The sequence below is a fragment of the Reyranella sp. genome (assembly GCF_965279465.1).
Classification (GTDB): domain Bacteria; phylum Pseudomonadota; class Alphaproteobacteria; order Reyranellales; family Reyranellaceae; genus Reyranella.
In genome coordinates this window covers 2585676-2608437 of record NZ_OZ257242.1, presented here as the reverse complement: position 1 = coordinate 2608437, position 22762 = coordinate 2585676, and the positions used below count along the sequence as shown (strand labels likewise).

Here is a 22762-nt window from a genome sequence, read left to right as displayed (position 1 = left end):
CTTCTTTCGTCAAGAGGAACCCGTATTAATGTCGGCGATTGATAGGGAGGGAAGAATGATGCTTCGGTTTTTGGGGATGATCGTTGCTGCCTGCCTGGCCTTTGCGGGGACCGCACAGGCACAGGGCAAGACCGAAGTGCTCTGGTACAGCCAGGCTGCCTTCAAGATCACGACACCCGGCGGCAAGGTGATCATGATCGATCCCTGGATCATGGGCGCGACCAGGATTCCGCCCGAGCTGAAGGACCTCGGCAAGATCGGCAAGGTCGACCTGATCCTGGTAACGCACGGTCACGGCGACCATCTCGGCGACGCGCTCGAGATCTCGAAGACCAACAGTGCGCCGATATGGGGACCGGCAGGCATGAACCAGTGGCTGGCCACGCTCGGCAAGATGCCGGCCAATCTCGTGCCGCGCATGAACAAGGGCGGCACGATCGAGCCCTTCCCCGGCGTCAAGATCACCATGACCCACGCCGAGCATTCTTCCGAGATGATCCTCAAGGACGAGCACGGCAAGGACACGAGCTATCCGGCCGGCGAGCCGGCCGGCTTCATCATCCAGATGGAGAACGGCTTCAAGATCTATCACATGGGCGACACGGGCGTGTTCGGCGACATGAAGTGGATCGGCGAGTACTACAAGCCCGACCTGATCCTGATCCCGATCGGCGGCCATTTCGTCATGGACCCGAAGGATGCCGCCTACGCCACCAGGGAACTGATCAAGCCCAAGATGGCGTGGCCGATGCACTACGCTTCCAACCCGATGCTCAAGGGCACCCCGGCCGAGTTCAAGGCGGCGCTGGGCGACAGCAAGATCGAGATGATCGTCGCCGAGCCGGGCACCAAGATGGAATTCTGATCATTGGACCGCGCGCATCCCTGCGCGCGGTCCAACGCTGATCAATTTCCCGAGGCAGCCCTCGCCTCGGTCGCGGCGGCCTCGAGCGCGATCGGGCCGTCGTCGAGCAGCTTTATGTCGGAAGCCGACCACCGGGCCTCGACCTTGTCGCCAATGTCGAGCGGGCCGCGGAAGAAGGCGTCGTCCGGCACATGGGCGACGAACTCTTCGCCATTGTCGAGGTCGATGGTGACCTTCACGTAGGATCCCTGATTCTCGAGCGTGTGCACCTCGCCGACGATCGAGTTCAGCCCGCCGGCTGGCTTTGCCCCGGGCAGCACCTTCTCGACGCCGATACGGTCGCGGCGGATCGAGCCATACAGCTTCGAGCCGCGCGCCGGCCGGATGTCGCCGACCGGAAACGCGAAGCGCGCTCCTTTGTCGCTCGCAATGGCCGCCGTTCCATTCATCGTGCTCTCGACCGTGCCGGACAGCACGTTCTGGCCGCCGACGAAGCGCGCGACATAGGCGTTGCGCGGCGCGACGAAGATGTCGCGGGCGCTGGCCGCTTGCTCGATGCGGCCCTGCGCCATCACCACGACCATGTCGGCGACAGCGATCGCCTCGAGCTGGGTGTGAGTCACATGGACGAAGGTGATGCCGAGCTCCTTCTGCACGCGGCGCAGCTCGCCGCGCATGCGCAGGCGAAGATATTCGTCGAGCGCCGACAGCGGCTCGTCGAGCAACAGCACCTTCGGGTTGGTGATCAGTGCGCGGGCGAGAGCCACGCGCTGTTGCTGGCCGCCCGACAGCTCGGCCGGCAGCCGGTTGGCGAACTTCTCGAGCTGCACCTTGGTCAGCAGTTCGCGGGCCGTGTTGTGGCGCGCCGGCAGGCCGATGCCGCGCACCTTGAGCGCGAAGGCCACGTTGTCGAGCACGGAGCGGTGCGGGAACAGCGCATAGCTCTGGAACATCATCGCCGTGCCGCGCTCGACCTGCGGCAGGCCGACCACCGACTTGCCGCCGATCCGGACATCTCCGGTCGTGGGATTCTCGTGCCCCGCGATCATGCGCAGGATCGTGGTCTTGCCGCAGCCGCTGGGGCCCAGCAGGCAGCAATAGGAGCCGTGCGGAATGGTGAGGCTGAGTTCCTTGACCGCGACGGTCTCGCCGAAACGCTTGGTGACGCCTGCGACTTCTACCTGACCGCTGCCCGTTACCTGGGTCATGTCTTGCTCCGACTACGCCGGCGCTGGATGGCGCCAATGGAGGTGAGGGCCACGACGATCACGACGAACGAAACGATGGTGGTGACCGCGCCGACCGCATAGAGCGTCGGTGAGGTGACGTTGGTCGTCATCGCCCAGATCTCGAGCGGCAGCGTGTTCTTGGCGCCAGCTGCCAATGCCGTCCGCGCGATCTCGTCGTAGCTGAGGGTAAATCCGAACAGCGCCACGCCGATGATGCCGGGCAGCAGCATGGGGATCGTCACCTCCTTCAGCTTCTGCCAGTTGGTGGCGCCGAGATCGGTCGCCGCCTCCTCGTAGGAGCGGTTGAAGCGGCCCAGGACGGCGAACATGATCAGCAGCCCAAACGGGAGCGTCCAGGTGAGCTGGGCGCCGAGGCCCGACGCCCACCAGCTCGTCGGCAGGCCGAGCAGCCGGAAGGTGAGCGCGATGCCGAGGCCTACGAAAAGGCCAGGCATGATCAGGCTCGCGATCGCGAGATAGAAGGCGAAGGCCGAGCCGCGGAACGGCCGGCGGAAGGCGAGACCGGCCAGGACCGACACCAGCACGGTGATGATCGCCACTATCGCCGCCAGCCCGATCGAGCGCTGGAAAGAGCCGGCGATGTCGCCCACCCGGGACTGCGAGATTAGCGCGTCGAACCAGTGCAGCGACACGCCATTTAGCGGGAAGGTCATGCCGCCGTTCGGGCCCTGGAACGACAGGATGTAGATCACCACCATCGGGCCGTAGAGGAAGGCCACGAACAGCGCGAAGAACGCCGCGAAAGCGTAGAAGGTCCAGGGGCGGGAGCCGTCAGCCGCGTACATCAGCGCCTCTCCTTACCGGATGAGTGCTCCCTCCCCCGCTCGCGGGGGAAGCGGCGCGGTAATTCGCGACGGAGGGGGTGTGACGCACCATCTCGCGCCACGCCCCCTCCGTCAGCGTAAGACGCTGACACCTCCCCCGCGAAGCGGGGGAGGGAGAGCTATGGCTATGAACGTGCGCCGTCATCGCGCCAGCTCCTTGCGCACATCGACCAGACGCAGGATACCCGCCACCATCAGCGTGACGATGATCACCATGATGACGGCGCTCGCTGCTGCGGGTGGATACTGCAGGGCCGCGACCTCGTTCTGCAGGGCAGAGACGACCGAGGCGCTCTGCCCGCCGCTCATGGTGCGCACCACGAAGGAATCGCCCATCACCAGGGTGATCACGAAGATCGAGCCCAAGGCGATCCCGGTGCGCGACAAGGGCAGCACGACCTCGAATACCGTGCGGATGCGCCCCGCTCCGGCGTCTCGCGCCGCCTCCAGGAGGCTTTTGTCGATGCGCGCCATCGCATTGAAGATCGGCACGACCATGAACAGGGTGAACAGGTGGACGTAGGCCACGACCACGGCGAAGTCGGAGAACAGCAGGAACTCCAGCGGCTGGCTGGTCACGCCCGCGCCCTGGAGGGCCTGGTTGAAAATTCCATTACGGCCGAGGAACGGGATCCACGAGATCATGCGGATGATGTTCGAGGTCAGGAACGGCACCGTGCAGAGCAGAAAAAGGCCGATCTGGAACAGCAGGCCGCGCACGTGGAAGACCAGGAAATAGGCAATGTTGAACCCGAGCAGCAGGGTGATGGCCCAGACGATGAGCGCGAACTTGATCGAGCTGGCGTAGAGCCGCAGCGTAACCTCTCGGGTGAAAAGCTCGACGTAGTTGTCGAAGATGAAGGCCGGGATGATGTCGCTGCGGCTGAAGTCGAAGAAGCTTACAACGAACACCACAAGCATGGGCAGGCCGAAAAACAGCGCCAGCACGGCAACCATTGGCGCGACCTGCCACCAGGAGGCACGTTCACCGGCATTCTCGGCCGGCGGCGCCTCGTGCAGGAGAGACGCCGCATGTTCGATGCTTGTCATGGCTGGAGGTGACGCTCAGGACGAGATGAACTCGTTCCAGCGCCGCGTCAGATAGCGATCCTCATCCATCACGGTGTTCCAGCAGGCAATGTTGCCCATGCGGTCCCAGATCGCGCCGCCGTCGCGGGTCGTGCCCTTCTTCTCCATCAGCGCGCCGTACGGGTCCTTGATGTCCACGGCGGCCGGCTTGCCGTCGTACCAGTAGTCCCACTCCTCGGGCGTGAGGAACTTCTTGGCCGTCGCCGGGACCGCCGAGTAGTAACCCTGCTTGGCGATGAAGCCGCCCTGCCAGCCCGAGTTGAACCAGTTCATGTATTCGTAGGCGCAATCGAGCTTTAGCCCGCTGAGATGGGCCATCGGCGCCAGCCCGACGAACCAGCCGCGATAGCCTTCCTTGAGCGGCACGTAGTAGCAGTCGATGCCGCGGCTGCGGACGGCGGTGACGGCCGGCGACCACATGGACTGGACGACCACCTCGCCGGAGGCCATCAGGTTCACCGACTGGTCGAAGGTGCTCCAGAAGGAACGGAAGTGGCCGCCCTTCTTGAGATCGATCATGATCTTGACGGTCTTGTCGATCTCCTCCTTCGTCATATTGCCCTTGTCTTTGTACGTGAAGTCGCCGCGCGCCTCGAGCGCCATGGCGACGTCCATCACCCCGACCGGGGCGTAGTCGACCAGCGCCGACTTGCCCTTGTATTTGGGATCGAGCAGGTCCTTCCAGCTCGTGATCTTGTCGCGGCCACCGACCAGATCCGGGCGGATGCCGAGCGTGTCGGCGTTGTAGATCGTCGGGATCATGGTCAGGAAGTCGGTCGGCTTGGATGCGAGCTTCTTGCCGTCGGCGGCCTCGTAGAACATCGCCTCGATCGGGGCGAGACCTTGGGTGGAGGCCATCTGGCCATTGGGATAGCTGCCCTTGGTGAAGAGCGGAACCGTCTCGCCCCACAGCTTGTATTTCGACACAGGGATCGACGCGAGGACGCCCTTGCCCGCGAGGTAGGGCAGCTTGGTGCTGTCGATGTTGTTGATGTCGATCGTGGTGGGCTGGGTCAGCGAACGGTTGAGCTGCACGTCGTCGGTGATCGCCTGCATCACGATCTTGAAGCCGAGGTCCTTGGTCGCCTGCTCGCCGATCTCCTTGATCGCCGCGTACGAGCCGCCGGCATGGACCAGCGTAATGTCCTTCGCATTTTGCGCCCACACCGTGGGAAATCCGGCGACCGCTTCGGTCGCCGCGATCGCGCCGCCAGCGGCGGCTCCCTTGAGAAGAAGCCTTCTGTTGATCCGCCTCATGAGCCGCCCTCCGTATCGACCCCGTTGCAATGTTGGGGCGGCATCGCATTCGCAAGAAATATGCCACCGACGCGAGGAGCGCTTTCACATGGAGCGAAGACGAGAAGGCGCGCGTCTTGCATCGCCGCCGGCATGGAAATCGGCGTCTTCATTCCGATCGGCAGCAACGGCTGGCTGGTCTCCACCACCTCGCCGCAATACAAGCCGAGCTTCGAGCTCAACAAGCAGACGACGCTCAATGCCGAGCGTTACGGTCTCGACTTCGTCCTGTCGATGATCAAGCTGCGCGGCTTCGGCGGGAAGAGCGAGTTCTGGGACCACAATCTCGAGTCGTTTACCTTGATGGCCGGCCTCGCCGCGGTGACGTCGCGGATCAAGCTCTTCGCGACCGTGCCGACGCTCGCTGTCCCGCCGGCGATCTGCGCGCGCATGTGCTCGACGATCGATTCGATCTCGAACGGGCGGTTTGGCCTGAATGTGATCACCGGCTGGCAGATCCCGGAATATTCCCAGATGGGGCTGTGGCCGGGCGATGCCTATTTCAGCCACCGCTACAAGTACGCCACCGAGTACGTCCGCATCCTGCGCGACCTCTGGGAGACCGGCGTATCCGATCTCAAGGGCGAGTTCTTCACCATGAACGACTGTCGCCTCAGCCCGCGCCCGCAGGCCGACATGAAGATCATCTGCGCCGGTCAGAGCGATACCGGCCTGGCCTTCACCGCGCAGCATGCCGACTACAATTTCAGCTTCGGCAAAGGCCTCAACACGCCGACCGCCTGCAGCGACATCGTAGGGCGCATGCAACTGGCTGCCGCGAAAACCGGCCGCAAGGTCTCCTCCTACTGCCTGTTCATGGTGATCACCGGCGAGACCGACCAGGAGGCGATGGCCAAGTACGAGACCTACAAGGCCGGCGCCGATCTCGAGGCACTGGCCTGGATGGTCACGCAGGCAACCGCCGACAAGGCGTCGGGCACGCACAGCGGCGTGCACCAGGCCATCATCCCCGACTCGATGGTCAATCTGAACATGGGTCTGCTGATCGGCTCGCACAAAACCGTGGCCCAGCTGCTCGACGAGGTGGCAACGATTCCGGGCCTGGCGGGCGTCCTGCTGACCTTCGACGAGTTCATCAGCGGCACCGAGATTTTCGGCGAACACATCCAGCCGCTGATGAATTGCCGCCGCCACGTGACCCCGCTTGCGAAGGCCGCCGAGTAGCAGTCGCGCCACGGATCGACGAACCGTTCTTGACTGTTTGGTCAGCTTCCATCTACCGTGCGAGAGGTGGAAGTTTCCGAGGAGGATGGCATGGCTCAGTACACGACACGCGAGATCACGCCTGAGATCGGCTGCGAGATAAGCGGTCTCGACGTCCGCCGCCTCGCCGATCCGGCAATCCTGGCGGAGATCAAGACGCTGATCGGCAAGCATCACATGCTCTGCTTCAAGGACCAGAACCTCGGCGCGCAGGAGCTCGTCGATTTCACCGAGCGTTTCGGCGAGCCCGACTCCCACATCCTTCGTCAATACACCCATCGCGACCATCCGGCCGTCTACGTGATCTCGAACGTCGAGGACCGGCTTGCCAACGTGAACGACGTGTCGCTCAACTGGCACACCGATCTTGCCTTCAAGACGCATCCCTCGGCGTTCGTCGTCCTCCATGCCGAGAAGGTGCCGGAAGTCGGCGCGGATACCTGCTTCGCCAGCATGCAGCGGGTCTACAAGGCGCTCACGGACGAGGAGAAGGCACGGCTGCGCGGCCGGCTGGCGACGTACAGTTACGTCAGGCTCCACGCAAAGCGCACCAGGATCGAGCCGCTGACCGCTCCGCTCTCACCGCAGCAGCTCGCCGAATCGCCGGACGTGTACCACCCCCTCCTCCGCCGTCATCCCGACACCGGCGAGGAAATCCTCTATCTGAACTTGCCGGACTGCATGGGCATCGAGGGCTTCGCGGAGGACGAGGCGCTTGGCATGATCAAGGGCCTGTTCGACCGCATCACCGATCCGGCCCATGTCTACGCCCACAAATGGTCGGTCGGCGACCTGGTGATCTGGGACAACCGCACCCTGCTGCATTCCGCTACCTGGTTCGACCCCGAGCGCTACCAGCGGCGCATGCTCAGGACCTGCGTCAAGGGCGAGAAGCCGATGCCTTCCGTGCCGCTGCAAGCTGCCGCGGAGTAGATCGGCTCTTCACGCCACAGCCCTGCAGCACGAGCTTGATGATGGTCTCGGCGCCATCCTCGTAGACGCTGTTGCCGAGCTTGCCGACGCCGAGCACCGGGGCGATCTGGGCTTCGAAATCGGCATAGGTCTGGGTCATCGCCCAGATGGCGAACAGCAGATGCGGCGCATTCACCTTCTCCATGAGGCCACGTTCGGCCCACTGGTCGAACACGCGGGTCTTCTCCTTGACCAGCGCCCGCAGGTCGTTGGCCAGGAAAGAGCGGAGCTGGGGAGCACCGTTCAGAATTTCGTTGGCGAACACGCGCGAGGCATGCGGCCGGTCCTTCGACAGCGCGATCTTGGAGCGAATGTACTTAGACAGCGCTTCCGCCGGATCGTTGTCGGGCAGGATATGGTCGGTGGCGGAGATCCACACCGACATGATGTTCGCAAGAACTGCGCGGTATAGACCTTCCTTGTTGCCGAAGTAGTAATGCAGGTTGGGCTTGGGCAGCTCGGCTGCCCTGGCGAGGTCGGCCATGCTGACACCGTTGAAGCCCGCCTGGGCGAACACCTTTTCCGACGTGGCAACGATGTGGGCCATCGTCGTCTTGCGAATGCGTCCGCCTAATTCAGCGCCGTCATTCGTGCCGTCTGATGGCTTTTTGCTCATCTTCATTTGCATTCTGCCGACAAGACAACCAGCCGATTAGTTGACTGATCGGTCAAATTTCTCCTAGTCTCGATGCGTCGCAGGGTGGTCTATCGGTTCCGTATAGGGAGCGCAACGCAATGATCGATGCAACCGAAAGGTTGCGCCTGAGTGGCGTCAGCAAGACGTTCGACGGCAGCGGCAACGCCACGCGCGCGCTATCCGAGGTGAACGTCTCGATCAAGGAGGGCGAATTCGTCACGCTGATCGGGCCTTCCGGCTGCGGGAAGAGCACCCTGTTCAACATCGTCGCCGGCCTGCTGGTGCCCGATCCCGGCGGCCGCATGTTCCTCAACGGCGCCGAGCAGGCGTTCGACCATCTCCTCGGCAAGGTCGCCTTCATGCCCCAGCGCGACCTGCTGCTGCCGTGGCGCACCGTGCTCGACAACGCGATCCTGGCCATTGAGATCGAGGGTCGCAGCAAGAAGGAAGCGCGCGAGCTTGCCCGCCCCATGGTGCGCGAGTTCGGGTTGGGCGGGTTCGAGACACACTACCCCCAGCAGCTTTCCGGCGGCATGCGCCAGCGGGTGGCGCTGATGCGCACCTTCCTGTTCGACCGCGACCTGATGCTGCTCGACGAGCCGTTCGGCGCGCTCGACGCACTGACTCGCACCATGATGCAGCGTTGGCTGCTCGACATCTGGTCGCGCCATCGCCGCACCATCATCTTCGTCACGCACGACATCGACGAGGCGATCTTCCTCGGCGACCGCGTGCTGGTGATGGCCGCCCGCCCGGGCCGCGTCACCCTCGACGAAGCGATCGCCCTGCCGCGGCCACGCGATGCCGCCGTCCTGACCACGCCGGAATTCATGGAGACAAAGCGCAAGCTCCTGTCCGTGATCGAGAGCGAGAGCCTCAAATCTTTCAATGGCTGACGCAGTCATCAGCGGGCCGGCGGCGGCCAGCGGCCTTTCGCCGGGCAGGAAAGCCGGATTCCGCCGCGCCGGATCGCTTCTGCTCTCGATCCTGATCCTCGCCTTGCTGTGGGAAGGCGCGACCCGGCTCTTCAATGTCAGTCCATTCTATCTGCCGCCACTGTCCACGGTGATCGGAACCATCGCGGAGCACCCCGGAGACTTCCTCGCTGCCGCGCTGCGTACCCTCACCGAAACGTTGATTGGTTACGTCGCCGGAGTCCTGGTCGGCGTGGCCAGCGGAGCCCTGTTCTTCCAGATCAGGTTGCTGCGCGAGCTGTTCTTCCCGCTCTTCATCATCTCGCAGACCATTCCGGTCATTGCCTTTGGGGCGATCATCGTCATGGTCTTCGGCAACACGTTGGCATCGAAGGCCATCATCGCCTTCTACCTGACGTTCTTCCCGGTGACGGTGAACACCCTGGCCGGCCTGTCCTCGATCAAGCACGACCAGGTCGCCGTGCTGAAGAGCTTCGGCGCAACCGGCCCGCAGATCTTCTGGAAGCTTCGGCTGCCGGCGGCACTGCCGCAGATCTTCGTGGCGCTCCGGCTTTCGGCCACCCTGGCGTTGATTGGCGCCATCGTCGGCGAATGGTTCGGCGACACGCTCGGGCTCGGCGTGACCCTGCTCAACGCCATGTCCAACGAGAACGTGCCGGTCCTGTGGGCCACCATCCTGTGCTGCGCCATCGTCGGCTCCGGCCTCTACGGCGTGGTCGCCGCGATCGAGCGCGCGGTGGTGTTCTGGAAGGAGGAGATGTGAGCGCCCTTCGTCTCGCCGCCGCCGATCGCAGCCGCGCGTTGTTGCTGGGCCTCGCCGGCATCGCCCTGGTGATGGTCGTGTGGGAAATAGCGGTGCGCGCCCTCGACGTGCCCAGTTACATCCTGCCACCGATGTCCGGCATCGTAGCGATGGCGATCGCCGAATGGCGCAGCCTTCTTGCCGCCGCCTGGGTGACTGCGCTCGAGGTCATCATGGGCCTCGGCATCGGCATGGTGGTGGGCGTCGCGATCGCCATCCTCCTCGTAATCGTGCCGCGCGCCAAGCCGCTGGTGCTGCCCCCGTTGATCGCCATCAACGCGGTGCCATCCGTCGCCTATGCGCCGCTCGCGCAGCTCTGGTTCGGCATGGGGCCCGAAGGCAAGGTCTTCATGGTCGCATTCGTGGTCAGCTATACCGTGCTGCTCAACACGCTCGACGGTCTCGAGCGCGTCGACAACGCAGCGGTCAATCTGCTCAGAAGCTTCGGCGCCGGCCGGATGGCAATCCTGTGGCGCCTGCGCTTCCCGTCGGCCGCCGCAGCGGCGGCGACAGGCATCCGCATCTCCGTCGTGCGCGGCATGATCATCGCCGTCGTCACCGAGATGCTGGGCGCCTACCGCGGTCTAGGCTGGATCGTCTTCCAGTCGGTTCAACAGATCGACTATCTGCGCGTCTGGGCGGCCGTGCTCGTCACATCCGTCACCAGCCTCGCGCTGTTCGCCATCGTCAGCATGGCCGAACGCAAGCTCATCTACTGGCGTTGATATCGGGAAGGGGAAGGAACATGGTGAAACTCACACGGCGCACGGCGGGATTGGGTCTGGGTGCGATGCTGGCGGCGCCCGCGGTCGTCAAGGCGCAGGGCAGCAAGGAGAAGGCGACCTTCCGGCTGAAATGGCTGCCCCAGGCGCAGTTCGCCGGCTACTACGTGGCCAAGGCCAAGGGCTTCTACGATGCCGCCGGCGTCGACCTCACGATCAATCCGGGCGGCCCCAATCTAAGCTCCGAGGCGCTGGTGGCAGCGGGCAACGACACGCTCGGCGTCGGCTCCGGCACCGATTCGATCCTGGTCGCCCGCAGCAAGAACCTGCCGCTGGTCGCCCTGGCCCTGACGTTCCAGCTGTCGGCCAACATCTGGGTGGCGCGGAAATCCTCGGGCATCACCGGTCCCAAGGACTTCCGGGGCAAGAAGGTCGGGACGTTCTTCACCGGCGCGCAGTATTCTCTCTATTCGATGCTGGCCAAGGCGGGCGTTCCGCAGTCGGAAGTGACCATCGTGCAGCTCGGCGCGTCGGTCGCGCCGTTCGTCGATGGTGAGCTCGATGTCATCACCACCGTTTCCTACAATACGCTGATCGCCCTCAAGAGCCGCGTGAAGGAGGACGACCTCGTCTTCATGACTGCGGAGCAGTTCGGCCTGGTGCGCCAGGACGATCCGATCATCACCTCGGAGAAGGTCATGGCCGAGAAACCGCAGGTCGTGCAGGCGGTGCTCGGCGCCTCGCTCAAGGGCTGGAAGTATGCCCTCGCCAACAAGAAGGAAGCGATCGACATCGTGATGGCGGCGGCTTCCGGCGGCAACCTGGTGCGCTCGCATCAGGAAGCCATGCTCAACGAGATCGAGCGGCTGATGCTGGGCTTCAACGGCAAGACCAAGGGCCTAGGCTACATGGACAAGCCGACAATCGCCAAGCAGCAGGACGTGCTGATCGAGTTCAAGGCACTTCCCGGAGCGGTCGATATCGACAAGGGCTTCGTCACCCGTTTCTGGGATGCCGTGCCGGACGCCGACAAGAAAGTCTGAAGCCGGACCGTCCCCGCTTCGCCGATGCACCCTTCGATTCACGCCCGTCGTACGCCCGACAAGCCCGCCTACATCATGACGGGCTCCGGGGAGGTCGTGACCTATCGCCAGCTCGACGACCGGTCGAACCAGGTGGCGCGGCACTTGCGGGCGCTCGGCCTGAAGGCGGGCGACACGATCGCCCTGTTCATGGACAATAGCCCGCGCTACCTGGAGATCGTGTGGGGCGCACACCGTGCCGGGCTGATCTACACCGCCATCCCCTTCCGCTCGACGGCAGAAGAAGCGGCCTACATCCTCAACGACAGCGGCGCGCGCCTGGCCGTGGTGTCCGCGTCCAAGGCGCTACTGGGCGACGACCTGAAGCAGCTCGCACCGAACGTCGCCCTGTGGGCTGCGGTGGACGGGGCGATCGACGGGATGTCGTCCTGGGAGGCCGGCACGCGATCGATGCCCGCCCGTCGCATCGAGGACGAGAAAGCGGGCGGCGACATGCTCTATTCGTCCGGCACCACGGGGCGCCCCAAGGGAATACGCAACGAGCCGGTCGGCGACGACATCGAGACGCCGCCGGTCCTCCTGCATTCGACGCAGAAAATCTACGGCTTCGATGAAGGCACCGTGTATCTCTCGACGGCGCCGCTCTATCACGCCGGACCCTTGCGGGTGGCCATGGTGATCCACCGCCTCGGCGGCACCGTGATCTTCATGGAGCATTTTGACGCCGAGCAGGCGCTCGCCGCGATCGACCGCCACCGGGTCACCCACAGCCAGTGGGTCCCGACGATGTTCGTACGACTGCTCAAGTTGCCTCCGGAGGTGCGAGCGCGATACGACGTCTCCTCGCTCAGGGTGGCGATCCACGGCGCGGCGCCGTGCGCCGTGCCGGTCAAGGAGCAGATGATCGACTGGTGGGGGCCCGTGCTCTACGAGTACTACACGGGCACCGAATGCAACGGCTACACCTCCTGCGACAGCGCCGAGTGGCTGGCGCGCAAGGGCACCGTCGGCCGCGCCACGCTGGGCGAGCTGCGCATCCTGGGCGAGAATGGCGACGTGCTTCCAGCCGGCGAGCCGGGCACGATCTACTTCGCCGACGGACCATCCTTCGAATACCACAACGATCCGGTGAAGACGGCGGAGTCGCGCAGTGCGGAGGGTTGGACGACGCTCGGCGACATCGGCTACGTGGACGGGGAAGGATGGCTCTTCCTGACCGACCGAAAAGCGCACACCCTCATTTCGGGCGGCGTCAATCTGTACCCACAGGAAACCGAGAACGTCCTGATCACCCATCCCAAGGTGGCGGATGTGGCCGTGATCGGCGTGCCCCACGACGACCTCGGCGAGGAAATGAAGGCGGTGGTGCAGCTCGTCGATCCCGCCGAGGCGGGTCCCGTGCTCGCACGGGAGCTGATCGCCTTCTGTCGGGAAAGGCTGTCGCCGTTGAAGTGTCCGAAGAGCGTTGACTTCGAGCCGAACCTGCCGCGGCAACCCACCGGCAAGCTCTACAAGCGCCTGATCAGGGATCGCTATTGGCAAGGACGGTCGAGCAGGATCATTTGAACTCCGGGCTGGCACAATCCTGACCGAACGGTTAGGTTTTAATGTCAGCGCGGCAATTGGAGAAGCAAATGGAAGTCGGTGTGTTCATTCCGATCGGCCGGAACGGCTGGATCGTCTCGACCACCTCGCCGCAGTACAATCCGAGCTTCGAGCTGAACAAGCAGACGACGCTCAACGCCGAGCGCTACGGCTTCGACTTTGCCCTGTCGATGATCAAGCTGCGCGGCTTCGGCGGGCAGAGCGGGTTCTGGGACCAGAATCTCGAGTCCTTCACCCTCATGGCAGGTCTCGCCGCCGTGACCTCGCGCATCAAGCTCTTTGCCACCGTCCCGACGCTGGCCATCCCGCCGGCGATCGCTGCCCGCATGGCCTCGACGATCGATTCGATCTCCAACGGCCGCTTTGGCCTGAACATCGTCACCGGCTGGCAGCGGCCCGAATATTCCCAGATGGGCCTCTGGCCGGGCGACGAGTACTTCGCACGCCGCTACGACTACGCAGCGGAGTATGTGCAGATCATGCGTGACCTGTGGGAGACGGGCGTCAGCAACCTTAAGGGCGAGTTCTTCCAGATGGAGGACTGTCGCCTCAGCCCGCGACCGCAGGTGCCGATGAAGCTGATCTGCGCGGGTCAGAGCGACGCCGGCATGGCCTTCACCGCCAAGTATGCCGACTACAATTTCTGCTTCGGCAAAGGCTTCAACACGCCGACCGCCTGCGCCGATACGGTCCAGCGCATGCAGGCGATCTCGACCAGGGCTGGCCGCACCATCGGGAACTACGGCCTCTTCATGGTGATCACCGGGGAGACCGACGCCGAGGCCGAGGCCAAGTGGGACCTCTACAAGGACGGCGCCGATCACGAGGCCCTGCGCTGGATGACCGCGCAAGGCAGCGCCGACACCAAATCGGGGGCCGACACCAATGTGAAGCACATGATCGACGCCAGATCGGCGGTAAACCTCAATATCGGCCTGATCGTGGGCTCGCACGCCACCTGCGCGCGCCTGCTGGACGAGGTCGCGACGGTGCCGGGACTGGCAGGCGTCTTGCTTACCTTCGACGAGTTCGTGACCGGCACGGAGATCTTCGGCGAACGCATCCAGCCGCTGATGAAGTGCCGCCAGCACGTCGCCCCGATGGTGAAGGCCGCCGAATGACCGACCCCAAGCCCGTCAGCTACTTCCCGATCGACGACCCCGCCGCCCGCTGCCTCCCGGCGAAGCCCGAGCCGATCATGCTGCGTCCGTCCGAGACGGCGCTGATCATCGTCGACATGCAGAATGCCTATGCCTCGCCCGGCGGCTACACCAGCCTGGCCGGGTTCGACGTCTCGGGCGCGCCGGCCGCGATCGCCAACATCAAGCAGGCTGCGGCCGCCGCGCGCGCCGTCGGCATGCCGGTGATCTATTTCCAGAACGGCTGGGACCCCGACTATGTCGAGGCCGGCGGGCCGGGCTCGCCCAACTACCACAAGTCCAATGCGCTAAAGCTGATGCGTCGCAAGCCCGAGCTGCAGGGCAAGCTTCTGGCCAAGGGCGGCTGGGACTACGAGCTGGTGCAGGAGCTGCCGCCGCAACCCGGCGACATCGTCGTCGAAAAGCCGCGCTACTCGGCCTTCTTCAATACCAATCTCGACAGCGTGCTGCGCAGCCGCGGCATCCGCTCGCTGGTCTTCACCGGCATCGCCACCAACGTGTGCGTCGAGTCGACTCTGCGCGACGGCTTCTTCCTGGAGTATTTCGGCGTCGTCCTGCACGACGCCACGCACCATGCCGGTCCCGACTTCATCCTCGACGCCTCGCTCTACAACATCGAGAAGTTCTTCGGCTGGGTATCGTCGACCGCGGAGTTCCTCGATGCGCTGAAGGCCAACGCCAACCCAATGGCAAGCACGAAGGGAGAAACCTGATGCCCAAGACCGCAATCTTTCCGCCGGGCGCCGGCCCGACGCTGGCGCCCTACTCGCCCGGCACCTCGGCCGACGGCATCGTCTATGTCTCGGGCACGCTGGCGCTCGACAAGGAGTTCAACGTCGTCCATGTCGGCGACGCCGCCAAGCAGACGGAGTTCGTGCTCGAGCAGATCAAGGCGGTGATCGAAGCGGCTGGCGGCACCATGGCCGACGTCACCTTCAACCACATCTTCCTCACCGACTGGGCGAACTACGGCGCCGTCAACGGCGTCTACGGCAAGTACTTCCCGGGTGACAAGCCGGCGCGCTATTGCATCCAGTGCGGCCTGGTGAAGCCGGACGCCCTCGTCGAGATCGCCTCGGTCGCCCATATCGGCAAGAAGTGAGCTTCTTCGACGTCCACGAGAGCGAGCGGCCGGGCGCACCGACCGTCCTGCTCTCGGCCGGACTGGGCGGCGCGGCCGGCTACTGGGCGCCGCAGCTCGCGGCCCTCAAGGCACGCTATCGCATCGTCGCCTACGATCAGGCGGGCACCGGCCGCAACAAGCGCGACCTGCCCGACGATCACAGCATCGCGGCAATGGCCGACGAGGCGCTCGCGGTCATGGACGCGACGAACACCCACAAGGCCCATTTCGTCGGCCATGCGCTCGGCGGTCTTGTCGGGCTCGATCTCGCGGTCCGTCACCCCGACCGCCTACGTTCGCTCACCGTCGTCAATGGCTGGGCGGCCGCGCACGCCCATACCAGGCGCTGCTTCGAGCTGCGTTTGATGCTGCTGAAGCACGAAGGCCCCGCCGCCTATGTGCGCGCCCAGCCAATCTTCCTCTATCCCGCCGACTGGTTGGCGAAGAACGCCGCCCGCGCCGCACAGGAAGAGGCGCACGGCCTCAGCGGCTTCCAGGGCGTCGACACGCTGAAGCGCCGCATCGCAGCGCTGCTAGCGTTCGACGCCACGCCGCATCTCGCACACCTGCGCACACCGACGCTCATTTCCGCCGCCCGCGACGATGTGCTGGTGCCCGCTTCGATGTCCGAGCAGCTTGCCGCTGCGATACCGGGCGCAACGCTCGACATCGCACCGTGGGGCGCTCATGCGATCAACGTCACGCAGCCCGCCGAGTTCAACGCGAGGCTGCTGAAATTTCTCGATGTGAGTTCCTAGCGGCTCCCAGCAAGACTCACTCGGCCACGTCGCGGGCGCCGACGGTCCGGGAACGGAACTCTTCCGGCACCTCGCGGCCGACGTCGGTGAACGCCTTCTTCACCGCGGCCACGGTCGGGCCAAAAACCGCCTTGCGGTTCTCGCGCGCCCAGCTGTTCGAGCCGACGATGGTGTCGAGCGAGCCCTGGAAGCGCGGCATCACGTAGCGCGCGAACAGCTCGTAGGAGCGCATCGTCGCTTCGCGGTCGGCCCATTCGTGCGCGCGGAACAGGATGCCGCCGAAGCCGCCCTGCGAGTAACCAAGCAGACGCTCGATGCCCTTGGCGACGGTGTCGGGCGAGCCGACCAGGGTCGTGCCCTGCTTCACGCCTTCGCGCAGCGGATCGTCGGAGCGGCCCGGCGGGCGGCCCAGCGTATCCTCGAAATAGGTCACCGTTTCGCGCCGTTCGCCGGCATGGACCTCGCGCAGCGCCCGCTCGTCGTCATCGGCAACGTGCGCGTTGACCACGATTCGCCATTTCGAGCGGTCGGCCTTGTGACCGTGCTTGGCTGCGGTCTCCTCGTAGATCGCCCATTGCTTCGCCATCGCCTCCGGCCCGCCCGGTAGTCCGGCGCCGATCGACAGCACGCCGACACCGTGCTTGCCCGCCGCGATCATGCCCGACGGCGTGATCGTGCTGGCGCAGGCGATCGGGAAATGCGGATAGGAGTAGGGCGCGAGATGCAGCCGCGCCTCCTTCAGCTCGAACCAGTCGGTCTTCATCGTGACCGGTTCCTCGCACTTCAGCAGCGCCATGATGGCGGCGAGCGACTGCTCCATGCGGTCCCGCTGGGTCGAGGGGTCGATGCCCATCATGTAGGCGTCCGACGGCAGCGCGCCCGGGCCGCAGCCCAGCATGGTGCGGCCGCGCGACATGTGGTCGAGCTGCACGAAGCGGTTCGCGACCATCAGCGGGTGATGATACGGCAGGCTGGTCACGCCCGAGCCCAGCCGGATGTAGCGCGTCCGCTCGATCAGGGCGCCGATGAAGACCTCGGGCGACGCGATCGTCTCCCATCCGGCAGAATGGTGCTCGCCGATCCAGGCCTCGTCGTAGCCCAGCTCGTCGATCCATTCGACCAGCTCCATGTCGCGCGCCATGCCCAGGGTCGGGTTCTCGCCGACCCGATGGAAGGGGGCGAGGAAGATGCCGAACTGCAGGCCCTTGTGATTGCCGGTCTGTGCCATGAAAACCTCCGTGGACAGCCAGCCTAGCACGGGATACGCGGAAACCATCCCATGAGCATGCCCGACACCCTTCCTCTTGCGCGCTTCACGATCGTCGAGGCGAACGATCGCGACGTGCCGCTCTGCCTGAGGCTCGCCGCGTCCCTCGCCGGCAAGATCGCGGCCGATCTCGGCGCCACGGTGATCAAGGTCGAGCCGCCCGGCGGCGATCCGGTGCGCCGCGCGCCGCCGTTCCTGCCGCAAGGCGAAAGCGCGCTGTTCCAGTTCCTCAACACGTCGAAGCGCTTGCTGGTCCTCGATCTCGGTGACGAGGCCGGCCGCACCGTCCTCGGCAAACTGCTCGATACGGCCGACGCGGTGCTGTTCGAGGAGCCGAGCTCGATCGCTGCTCTCGCCCGCGCCGGCCGCGCCACCCCGATCGAGATCGCCTCTTTTCCGCTGGAGATGAACGCCGTCTCCCGGCCGGTGAGCGAATTCACCCTGCAGGCGCTGGGCGGGCTGCTGCACATGGTGGGCGAGCCGGAGCGCAAGCCGCTGCGGCTCGGCGGCCATCAGGCGTCCTACCCCGCCGGCCTCACCGCCTTCACGGGCCTGGCCGCCGCTCTCGCCGCGCGCGATGCGGGGCGGAGGCCGCCTTCAGTGCGTGTATCGCTCGCCGAAGTGCTGCAGTGGGTCAACTGGAAGGCCGCATCCGGCGCGGAGGCCAGTGGCATCTCGCCCGGCCGCGAGGGCAAGCAGTCGGAGTTCCAGATCCTGCCGTGTCGAGACGGCCACGTAGCCGTCGTCTACACCGCCACGCAATGGGCCGCGACGCGCGCGCTGATCGGCGATCCTCGACTCGAAGCCGCGAAGTTCAATACGCGTGCCGGGCGGCGCCAGCACATCGCCGAACTCTACACGATCATCACGCCGTGGTTCGCCGACAAGACGCGCGCCGAGATCCAGAAGACGGCGCAAGCCAAAGGAGTCCCGTTCGGGCCGGTCTTCTCGCCCGCCGAGCTGCTCGATACCGAACAGTATGTGGCGCGCAGCTTCCTTGCCGATGTCGAGCATCCGGAGTTGGGAGCGCTGCGCATGCCGCAGCTTCCCGTGCAGTGGAACGGCCGGTCGTTTGCGCCGAAGCCGGCGCTTTCGCTTTCGTCTTCTTCAACTCTACTCCCTCCCCCGCTCGCGGGGGAGGTGTCAGCGTCTTACGCTGACGGAGGGGGAGGGAGGCAAGGCTCGTGCGTCACGCCCCCTCCGTCGGCGATTACGCCGACACCTCCCCCGCGAGCGGGGAAGGAACGTACAGAAGAAGGAAAAGCCAAGCCCCTCGCCGGCATCCGCGTGCTCGATTTCGGGCTGTTGACGGCGGGCGCCAACACCTCGGCGATGCTGGCCGACCTCGGCGCCGACGTGATCAAGATCGAGTCGGGTGCCTACCTCGATCCCTTCCGCGTCGTCGGCAAGCCCGACGATGCGGACAACTGGTGGAACCGCTCGCCGCAGTTCCGCTTCACCAATCGCAACAAGCGCGGCCTTGCACTCAACCTCAAGGCACCCGAAGGCCAGCGCGTGATCCGCGAACTGGCGCAGCATTGCGACGTGGTGGTCGAGAATTTTCGCCGCGGCGTGCTCGATCGGGCGGGCCTCGGCTACAAGGACCTGAGCGCGATCAATCCGCGCCTCGTGTTCGCCGCGATCTCGAGCCAAGGCGACACGGGACCCGAGCGGATGAACGTCTCCTTCGGAAGCACGCTCGACGCCACATCGGGTATTGCCTCGCTCACCGGCTACGAGGACGAGGAGCCGCGCATCTCTGGCATGGACGTGAACTACCCCGACCAGATCGTCTCGCTGTTCGCTACTGGGATCGTAGTCACCGCCGTCATGGAGGCGCGCCGCACCGGCAAAGGCTGCTTCCTCGATTTCTCGCAACGAGAAGTGGCGTCCTTCACGATCGGCGAGGAGATTCTCGCAGCAGCCGCAAATCCGGCCCATCGCCCAGCCCGCCGCGGCAACCAAGAGGATGGGGCTGCCCAGCAGGACGCCTATCGCTGCCGCGACAGCCGCTGGATTGCCGTAACGCTCGCCACACCCGATGACGAGCTCTCGGCCTGGTGCGCGGCGACGGACAGCGCCGAGGCGGTCGTCCGCCTGCTGGCGAAGGGCATCCCGGCGGCGCTATGCCACGACGGCCTGGACCTGCTGCGCGACAAGGCGCTCGCCGGCGTGACGCTCGTCCGCGACGAGCACGGCGGGCTGGTCAAGGGCCTGCCCTACCGACTCGACGGGCGGGGCATCGAAATCGAGCGTGCCGCGCCCGAGCTCGGACAGCACACCGCAGAGGTATTGCGGGCCCTGTTGGGCTACAACGACGCTCAATTAGACGCGCTCGCCGCCGCGGGCGTGACCTCGACGACGCCAAGCGTGGGAGACGTTTGATCATGGCCAGGGCCGAAGTCCGCAAGCTGATCGATCGCATGACGGCGCCCGTGATCGCCGCGCCCATGTTCCTCGTCTCCAATCCCGCGCTCACCCTGGCCTGCTGCGCCGAAGGCATCATGGGAAGCTTCCCCGCTCACGGCACGCGCAGCCGCGAGGAATTCCAGGCCTGGCTCGACGAGATGCAGGACGGCATGAAGCGGCTCGAGGATGCCGGACGCAAGCCCGCACCGTGGGCAGTGAACCTCGTCGTCCACGCCTCCAACCCGCGCTATCCCGGCGATCTCGAGCTGGTCGAGAAATACCAGGTGCCGGTCGTGCTCACCTCGAAGGGCGCGCCGGGCGATGCGATCAAGCGAATCCACGGCTGGGGCGCGGTGGCGCTGCACGACATCGCCAACCGCCGCCACGCCGAGAAGGCTCTGGAAGCCGGCGTGGACGGCGTGATCGCGGTCGCGGGCGGCGCCGGCGGCCACACCGGCACGCTCAATCCCTTCGCGCTGATGAACGAGGTGCGGCAGCTCGGCGACCACTTCGCGATCGTGCTGGCCGGCGGCCTCACCACCGGTCGCGACGTGCTCGCGGCCGAGACCATGGGCGCCGACCTCGGCTACATCGGCACACGCTTCATTGCCACCCGCGAGGCAATGGCGGCCGACGCCCACAAGAAGATGATTCTCGACACGCGCGCGACCGACGTCTTCCTCACCGCCTCGATCGACGGCGCACCGGCCAACTGGCTCACGCCCAGCCTGCTGGCAGCCGGCATCGATCTCGACGTGCTGCGCACGACCTTGCCCGGCAAGATCGTGTCGAGCCACGAGAACAAGAAGCGCTGGAAGGATATCTACACCGCCGGGCACGGCGTCGGGAACATCGACGACATTCCCGCCGCAGCCGAGCTCTGCCGACGACTGGTCGCGCAGTACCGCGAGGCCAAGGGTGCGCTGATGCGGGCTGCGGCGTGACCTTCTCCAGGGTCGTAGCGGCAATGCGAGCGACAGCGGGTCCACCGACCATTGCAAGTCAGGGCTCTTTGGTGCATGTTGATTTGAATTGAACCGAAGTGAACCATGTCAGCTTTTACGGTACGTTTGCCAGATGATGTGACAGAAAAGCTCGATGCACTGGCAGCCAAGCTCGATCGATCGCGGTCCTACGTCGCGGCCAAGGCCATTGGCGATTTTATTGCCCGCGAGGAGTGGCAACTCGCCGATATCGAGGCAGGGCTGCGCGAAGCGGATAGGGGCGATTTCGCAACCGATGCAGAAGTTGCCGCCACCATCGCCAAATACACGAGGCGCGGGCGCAGCAGGTGACGCGCGTCGTCCTCTGGACGAGGCGCGCTCGCCGCCGACTTGATGAGATCGGCTTCCGAATCGCTGAGGACAACCCCGACGCCGCAGCACGAGTTGTAGCCGCCATTGCCCATGGCATCGAGCAACTCCGCGACGCTCCTGCCCGGGGTCGGCCAGGCCGTAGCCGAGACACGCGCGAACTGGTAATCGTCGGCACGCCCTACATCGTTGCGTATCGTGTCCACACGAACGACATCGAGATCCTGACCATCCAGCATGGCGCTCAGCTTTGGCCGGACACGCTATAATTCCGCTGCATGACCGGGCGAGCATGGACTGATGCCATCGCCCTGCTCTAGGCTCCGCGCCTTGAGATTCGGGGAGGATGCGTGAAGACCAAGGCTGCGGTCTGCTACGAGGCGGGCAAGGAGCTCGAAATCGAGACGGTGGATCTCGAAGGGCCGAAGTTCGGCGAGGTGCTGGTCGAGATCAAGGCGTCCGGGGTCTGCCACACCGACGAGTTCACGCGCTCCGGCGGCGATCCCGAGGGACTGTTCCCAGTGATCTTCGGCCACGAGGGCGCGGGCGTCGTGGTCGATGTCGGACCGGGCATCGTGTCGCTGAAGAAGGGCGACCACGTGATCCCGCTCTACACGCCCGAATGCCGTCAATGTAAGTCGTGCCTTTCCGGCAAGACCAATCTCTGTACCGCGATCCGCGGCACGCAGGGCCAGGGCGTGATGCCCGACGGCACCTCGCGCTTCTCGATCGGCGGCAAGAAGATCCATCACTACATGGGCTGCTCGACCTTCTCGAACTACACGGTGCTACCCGAGATCGCCCTTGCCAAGATCCGGCCCGACGCACCGTTCGACAAGGTGTGCTACATCGGCTGTGGCGTGACGACCGGCATCGGCGCGGTGATCAACACCGCCAAGGTCGAGGCCGGCGCCAACGTGATCGTGTTCGGCCTGGGCGGTATCGGTCTCAACGTCGTGCAGGGCGCGCGCCTGGTCGGTGCCAACATGATCGTCGGCGTCGATCTCAATCCCGACCGCGAGGCGCTCGGCCGCACGTTCGGCATGACGCACTTCGTCAATCCCGCGGCGCTGGACGGCAAGGACCTGGTTGCGCACCTGGTCGAGCTGACCGACGGCGGCGCGGACTATTCCTTCGAATGCGTCGGCAACACCAAGCTGATGCGCCAGGCCCTCGAATGCTGCCATCGCGGCTGGGGCAAGTCGGTCATCATCGGCGTCGCGGGCGCCGGCCAGGAGATCTCGACGCGGCCGTTCCAGCTCGTCACCGGCCGGAGCTGGATGGGCACGGCGTTCGGCGGCGCCAAGGGACGGCGCGACGTGCCGAAGATCGTCGACTGGTACATGGACGGCAAGATCGACATCGATTCGCTGATCACCCACGTCATGCCGGTCGAGAAGATCAACGACGCGTTCCACCTGATGCATGAGGGCAAGTCGATCCGCAGCGTCGTGACGTTCTAGGGAGG

23 protein-coding genes are annotated in these 22762 nt (G+C 65.2%); 17 read left to right on the top strand and 6 right to left on the bottom strand.

What is annotated here, in order from left to right:
• Window positions 1-55: 55 nt before the first annotated feature.
• Window positions 56-865: a metal-dependent hydrolase gene (locus ACQY8M_RS12785; protein WP_428672487.1), complete on the top strand. Its 810-nt coding sequence runs from the start codon at window positions 56-58 to the stop codon at window positions 863-865.
• Window positions 866-906: 41 nt separating this feature from the next.
• Here the strand turns inward: ACQY8M_RS12785 and ACQY8M_RS12780 are convergent, their stop codons facing one another.
• The 4 genes from ACQY8M_RS12780 to ACQY8M_RS12765 all read right to left on the bottom strand — a co-directional run bounded on the left by ACQY8M_RS12780 (window position 907) and on the right by ACQY8M_RS12765 (window position 5285).
• Window positions 907-2073, bottom strand: a complete 1167-nt coding sequence (locus ACQY8M_RS12780; RefSeq protein WP_428672485.1) for an ABC transporter ATP-binding protein — start codon at window positions 2071-2073, stop codon at window positions 907-909.
• Window positions 2070-2900, bottom strand: coding sequence for an ABC transporter permease (locus tag ACQY8M_RS12775; RefSeq protein WP_428672483.1), 831 nt, complete (start codon window positions 2898-2900; stop codon window positions 2070-2072). Before ACQY8M_RS12775 ends, ACQY8M_RS12780 begins: the two co-directional genes overlap by 4 nt.
• Before the next feature lie 180 nt (window positions 2901-3080).
• A complete protein-coding gene (locus ACQY8M_RS12770; RefSeq protein WP_428672481.1) occupies window positions 3081-3989 on the bottom strand; it encodes an ABC transporter permease in 909 nt (302 codons plus the stop codon).
• 15 nt (window positions 3990-4004) lie between these two features.
• Complete coding sequence (locus ACQY8M_RS12765) at window positions 4005-5285, bottom strand: ABC transporter substrate-binding protein (RefSeq protein ID WP_428672479.1); 1281 nt, start codon at window positions 5283-5285, stop codon at window positions 4005-4007.
• A 132-nt stretch (window positions 5286-5417) separates the two neighbouring features.
• Here ACQY8M_RS12765 and rutA (ACQY8M_RS12760) point away from each other — a divergent pair, with 132 nt between their 5' ends.
• Together rutA (ACQY8M_RS12760) and ACQY8M_RS12755 are read left to right on the top strand one after the other, a co-directional pair.
• Window positions 5418-6509 carry a pyrimidine utilization protein A gene (gene rutA, locus ACQY8M_RS12760; RefSeq protein ID WP_428672477.1) on the top strand — a complete coding sequence of 364 codons (1092 nt, stop codon included), beginning with the start codon at window positions 5418-5420 and terminating at the stop codon, window positions 6507-6509.
• 90 nt (window positions 6510-6599) lie between these two features.
• The gene (locus tag ACQY8M_RS12755; RefSeq protein WP_428672475.1) at window positions 6600-7481 is read left to right on the top strand and encodes a TauD/TfdA dioxygenase family protein; all 882 of its coding nucleotides are present in this window, start codon (window positions 6600-6602) and stop codon (window positions 7479-7481) included.
• Here the strand turns inward: ACQY8M_RS12755 and ACQY8M_RS12750 are convergent.
• Window positions 7429-8067, bottom strand: a complete 639-nt coding sequence (locus ACQY8M_RS12750; RefSeq protein WP_428672473.1) for a TetR/AcrR family transcriptional regulator — start codon at window positions 8065-8067, stop codon at window positions 7429-7431. The two genes, ACQY8M_RS12755 and ACQY8M_RS12750, sit on opposite strands and share 53 nt — an antisense overlap.
• A 188-nt stretch (window positions 8068-8255) precedes the next feature.
• Between ACQY8M_RS12750 and ACQY8M_RS12745 the strand changes: the two genes are divergently transcribed.
• The 9 genes from ACQY8M_RS12745 (at window position 8256) to rutD (ending at window position 16305) form a co-directional block, all read left to right on the top strand.
• On the top strand, window positions 8256-9053 hold the full coding sequence (locus ACQY8M_RS12745) for an ABC transporter ATP-binding protein (RefSeq protein WP_428672471.1): 798 nt from the start codon (window positions 8256-8258) through the stop codon (window positions 9051-9053).
• Window positions 9046-9855: an ABC transporter permease gene (locus ACQY8M_RS12740; protein ID WP_428672469.1), complete on the top strand. Its 810-nt coding sequence runs from the start codon at window positions 9046-9048 to the stop codon at window positions 9853-9855. The genes ACQY8M_RS12745 and ACQY8M_RS12740 overlap by 8 nt, the downstream gene beginning before the upstream one ends.
• Window positions 9852-10619, top strand: coding sequence for an ABC transporter permease (locus tag ACQY8M_RS12735; RefSeq protein ID WP_428672467.1), 768 nt, complete (start codon window positions 9852-9854; stop codon window positions 10617-10619). Before ACQY8M_RS12740 ends, ACQY8M_RS12735 begins: the two co-directional genes overlap by 4 nt.
• A 20-nt stretch (window positions 10620-10639) precedes the next feature.
• On the top strand, window positions 10640-11659 hold the full coding sequence (locus ACQY8M_RS12730) for an ABC transporter substrate-binding protein (RefSeq protein ID WP_428672465.1): 1020 nt from the start codon (window positions 10640-10642) through the stop codon (window positions 11657-11659).
• A 24-nt stretch (window positions 11660-11683) separates the two neighbouring features.
• Window positions 11684-13225, top strand: a complete 1542-nt coding sequence (locus ACQY8M_RS12725; protein WP_428672463.1) for an AMP-binding protein — start codon at window positions 11684-11686, stop codon at window positions 13223-13225.
• Between the two features lie 68 nt (window positions 13226-13293).
• Window positions 13294-14385, top strand: coding sequence for a pyrimidine utilization protein A (gene rutA, locus ACQY8M_RS12720; RefSeq protein WP_428672461.1), 1092 nt, complete (start codon window positions 13294-13296; stop codon window positions 14383-14385).
• Entirely contained in the window at window positions 14382-15137 is a 756-nt protein-coding gene (rutB, locus tag ACQY8M_RS12715; protein WP_428672459.1) for a pyrimidine utilization protein B, read from the top strand. Before rutA (ACQY8M_RS12720) ends, rutB begins: the two co-directional genes overlap by 4 nt.
• Window positions 15137-15526, top strand: a complete 390-nt coding sequence (gene rutC / locus ACQY8M_RS12710) for a pyrimidine utilization protein C (protein ID WP_428672457.1) — start codon at window positions 15137-15139, stop codon at window positions 15524-15526. Before rutB ends, rutC begins: the two co-directional genes overlap by 1 nt.
• Window positions 15523-16305, top strand: coding sequence for a pyrimidine utilization protein D (rutD, locus tag ACQY8M_RS12705; RefSeq protein ID WP_428672455.1), 783 nt, complete (start codon window positions 15523-15525; stop codon window positions 16303-16305). The genes rutC and rutD overlap by 4 nt, the downstream gene beginning before the upstream one ends.
• A 16-nt stretch (window positions 16306-16321) precedes the next feature.
• Here the strand turns inward: rutD and ACQY8M_RS12700 are convergent, their stop codons facing one another.
• On the bottom strand, window positions 16322-17533 hold the full coding sequence (locus ACQY8M_RS12700) for an LLM class flavin-dependent oxidoreductase (RefSeq protein WP_428672453.1): 1212 nt from the start codon (window positions 17531-17533) through the stop codon (window positions 16322-16324).
• A gap of 51 nt (window positions 17534-17584) precedes the next feature.
• Between ACQY8M_RS12700 and ACQY8M_RS12695 the strand changes: the two genes are divergently transcribed.
• The 5 genes from ACQY8M_RS12695 to ACQY8M_RS12675 all read left to right on the top strand — a co-directional run bounded on the left by ACQY8M_RS12695 (window position 17585) and on the right by ACQY8M_RS12675 (window position 22757).
• Window positions 17585-19957, top strand: a complete 2373-nt coding sequence (locus ACQY8M_RS12695; RefSeq protein WP_428672451.1) for a CoA transferase — start codon at window positions 17585-17587, stop codon at window positions 19955-19957.
• Window positions 19958-19959: 2 nt separating this feature from the next.
• On the top strand, window positions 19960-20925 hold the full coding sequence (locus tag ACQY8M_RS12690; RefSeq protein WP_428672449.1) for an NAD(P)H-dependent flavin oxidoreductase: 966 nt from the start codon (window positions 19960-19962) through the stop codon (window positions 20923-20925).
• Between the two features lie 105 nt (window positions 20926-21030).
• A complete protein-coding gene (locus ACQY8M_RS12685; protein ID WP_428672447.1) occupies window positions 21031-21276 on the top strand; it encodes a CopG family ribbon-helix-helix protein in 246 nt (81 codons plus the stop codon).
• Window positions 21273-21563 (top strand): type II toxin-antitoxin system RelE/ParE family toxin, encoded by a 291-nt coding sequence (locus ACQY8M_RS12680; protein WP_428672445.1) that lies wholly within the window; start codon window positions 21273-21275, stop codon window positions 21561-21563. Before ACQY8M_RS12685 ends, ACQY8M_RS12680 begins: the two co-directional genes overlap by 4 nt.
• An 81-nt stretch (window positions 21564-21644) precedes the next feature.
• Window positions 21645-22757: an S-(hydroxymethyl)glutathione dehydrogenase/class III alcohol dehydrogenase gene (locus ACQY8M_RS12675; RefSeq protein ID WP_428672443.1), complete on the top strand. Its 1113-nt coding sequence runs from the start codon at window positions 21645-21647 to the stop codon at window positions 22755-22757.
• Window positions 22758-22762 lie beyond the last annotated feature (5 nt).